This is a genomic window from Streptomyces sp. NPDC026062 (assembly GCF_055568375.1).
Map to the genome: position 1 here is coordinate 1 of NZ_JBVHOQ010000111.1, position 3,572 is coordinate 3,572.

General features: G+C 66.7%; 1 pseudogene. It reads right to left on the minus strand.

The window, feature by feature from the left end:
* Nucleotides 1-94: 94 nt before the first annotated feature.
* Nucleotides 95-3,478: pseudogene (locus tag ACZ4LX_RS37970) on the minus strand (putative T7SS-secreted protein); the annotation flags it as partial.
* Nucleotides 3,479-3,572: the final 94 nt, after the last annotated feature.

Below are 3,572 nucleotides of genomic sequence, written 5' to 3' on the forward strand. Positions count from 1 at the left end.
GCCTCCTGCGCGTCCGGCGACCAGGTCCGCGCATCCCCCACCAGATCACTCACACACCGTCAACGAGCCTGAATCCAAAGCGTTTCGGATCAATAGTGATCCGGCCGACGGGGTCGAGCTCGAAGCGCTGTGTACCGTACAGAGTGTCGTTCACAGTAACGACGTAGCCGTCAGCGCCGTACGTGTATGCGCGGTGCTTCAGGGAGCGGCCGCCCGCGCTCAGTCTTTGGTCGAGCAATTGACCGGCCCCATCCCAGGATGAGGCTAGGTTCAGCCCGGTGCCGAAGGCCCGGTCGATCTCGCGGCCTGCGGTGTCATGGGTGAAAACGATGTGCTGAGCGCCCGCCGTCATGTGGGTGCGGCGACCGGCGGCATCATGGGCATAGGTCGATATGTGGCCGGTGGGAGTGACTCTGCGTGTGCGCCGGCCCAGGGCATCGTACGCATACGTTGTGGTGCGACCGTCGGCCATCTCCGTCTTGATCAGTCCGCGTCGATCGTACTGATACAGCAGTTCACTGTCCGGGCCCGCGGCCCGCACCAAGCGGCCTGCGCCGTCGTACCCGAACGTCGATATTTCGCCCGCGGCGTCCTCGCGGATCACTCGCCCCAGCACGTCGTGTGCATAGGAAATGCTTTCGCCAACTGGAGTGGTGCGAAGTACGAGCCGTCCCGCGGGGTCGTACGTGTAAATGGTGGTGCGCTGGTCGAAGTCCGTCTCTGAGATCAACCGCCCGGCGGAGTCGTAGGTATAGGTCCAGGACGCCCCCTGGGGGTTGGTGACTCTGGTCAGACGAAGTTCCGAGTCGTAACTGAACTCGTAGTGGCTGCCGTCCGGTTCTGTCCGAGCTGCCAAGGTGTCGAAGTGGGTGTACTCGAAGCGTGTCGTGCGGCCGGCAGTGTTCGTATGGCGAATGCAGTTTCCTTCGCCGTCGTAGATCCAGGACTCGCTCATGCCATTTGGCCCTGTGCGGCGGCTGAGGTCCCCGTCGATCGACCACTCGAATCGGGTGACCGAGCCTGAGTGATCGGTGACGCTTACGGGACGGCCGAAGGCGTCTCGCTCGTAGCGCAGGCTGCCGCCCAGCGGATCTGTGACTTCCATGGGGAGTCCGGCTGTGTTGCAGCTCAAGGTAGTGACCGCGCCCAGCGCATCGGTGGCTGAAGCGAGACCGCCGCGGGCGTCGTAGGCATATTGAGTGGCGTGCCCAGCAGGGTCGGTGACCATGGTTCGATTGCCACGACCATCGAACTCCTGGCCGCGACGAGCGCCATCCGCTGCGACGAACGTTGTGGGAAGACCGAGCCGGTTGCGGTGCAGGCGGATTCGGCTGCCGTCCGGGTGTGTTACCGCAGAGAGCTTTCCGTTCGTGTCGTAGGCGAACGCGGTAGTTCGCCCGAGAGGATCCATGCGGCTGAGCCGGTTGCCGTGTGTGTCGTAGGTGAAGCGGGTGGTGTGGCCCAGCGGGTCGGTGGTCGCGAGGACGCGGCTTCCCGCGCCTATGAGGTGGCGTGTGGTGTGGCCCTCGGCGGTGGTCAGGGTGGTGGCTCGGTGCCCCGTCGCAGGATCGTGCAGACCGTAGCTGAGGGTGACGTGGAAGTGGCCTGACTCGCCGCCCTCGGAGATCACCCTGTGCTGATCGTCGTACGTGTAGGTGTAGCGGCTGTCGTTGGAGTCGATCCAGCCCGTCACCCTGCGGTGGTCGTCGTACGTGAAGGTGAGGGTGGCGCCGGAGGGCTTGGTGACCGCGGTGAGGTTTCCGTCCGTGTAGCCGTAGGCCATGACGGGCCGGGCAGGTCCGTCATCTGGGCGGTTGTCCTCACCGGTACGTGCTGGAGCCAGCACCAGCGTCGTGACGCGGCCGCCGGCCGTGGCTACGGACAGCTGGTAGCCGGCGGAGTGGACGAGTGCCTGGGGTGTGCCGTCGTCGGTGCGGTCGAAGGTGATGGTGTTGTGGTTGCGGTCGCTGATTTCGGCGAGCCAGGCGGTGCCGTCTTCGCCGGGCTCCGTCCCGGGTGGGGCGTCGAAGTGGCGTGTGAGGCCGGTGTCGGGGTCAGTGAGTGTGTAGTCGCCGGTCTCCGCACGGCTGAGGACGCTGCGTGAGGTTCCGGATTCGGGGCGGGTGGGGAGACCGGGTGCGGGGTGGGGGTAGGTGATGAGACGGCCGTCGTCGGTGACGTGGATGACGCCGGTGGCGTCGATTTCCAGGTGCTCGTCGATGGTGGAGGACCAGGAGGGGCCGAAGAAGCGGCCTGCGGTGTAGCCGGATTCGACGCGGCGGGTGAAGGCGAGCGGCAGGACGCCGGGCAGGACGATGTCGGTCTGGGGCAGGAACATGCGGCCGGAGGCGAGGTCGACCGGGTCGGTGCCCTTGGTGGTGCGTTCCTCGGGGGTGCGGTTGTGGGTGCCTTCGGGGGCGTCGTCGATCAGGCGGCGGGCCTTGTTCGCGTCCTGGGCGAGGTCGGCGAGTTCCTTCGCGGTCCGGGCTCCCTTGACCGCGGCGCCGCCACCGCCGGTCGCGGCGGTGAGGACCAGGTCGGGGACGAGTCGGCCGAGCCCTTCGGACGGGTCCTTCATGAACTCGGTGACCATCTGCTTGCCGGCGCCCCAGGGGTCGTTGGCGACCTGGACGAGTCCGGCGGCGGTGTTGTTCAGCGCGAGGGCGTACTCGGCGGGGTGCGTGACGTTGTACGGGTCCATCGGGTTGACGGTCCGTACGAAGTTGAGAAGCCCGGCCGTGCCCTTGGCGACCCCGCCGACGAAGTGCGTGTTCATGATCTGGGTCTCGGCGAGCCCGTCCATGGCCTGCTCGGCGTAGCTCGGCTTCTTCGGCGCGGCGTCACGCGCGGCCGCCACGGCGGTGCGGGCGGTCTCGGCTGCGGTGTTGCGCTGCGTACGCGCCTCGGCGAGGAGCTGCTGGGCCTCCTCCATGCGTGCCTTGCCGGGGTCGGTGAACTCGCCGGGCCTGGGCGGCAGGGTGGCGGGGTCGCGTTTGTCGGCGGGCTGGGCGTTGTATGTGTCGACAGCCTTGTTGAACGTGTCGCACTTTTCCTTGTGGGCGTCCATCGCCTCTTCGGAGGCTTTGATGCCCGCCTTCCACTTGTCGATCGCCAACTGGGCCTGGCCCTGCGCCCACTCGACCGTTCCGGCGAACGACTCCAGCGCCCCTGCGGCCTTCTCGAAGGCGTCGGCGGCCTTGAACCACTGGGGCGGCTCCACGGACACCGAGTCCCGGAACGCGTCCGCCGTCTTCCCCTTGAGCTCGGAGGCGTCCAGCCCCTTGAGCCCACCACCGACCTTGTCGAGCGAGCTCTGCAGGTTCTTCAGGTGCGTGGCGGTCGAGCGGATCTCGGACGGGCTGCCATAGACCAGCTTCTTCTTGTCTTCCGTCTGGCCGAGATCCATTTCCTCGACCTCGGCGCCCATCCGGTTCGCCACCGAGCGCGACTGTTCACGCACCCAGTCCGCGCCGGAGTCTGAATCGCCCCGGGTTCGGTAGAGATCTCAGATTGTGGTTGTGACCTGGGGTTTCGTGAGTTCGGTGTAGTAGTTGGTTTCGTACTCGACGGGC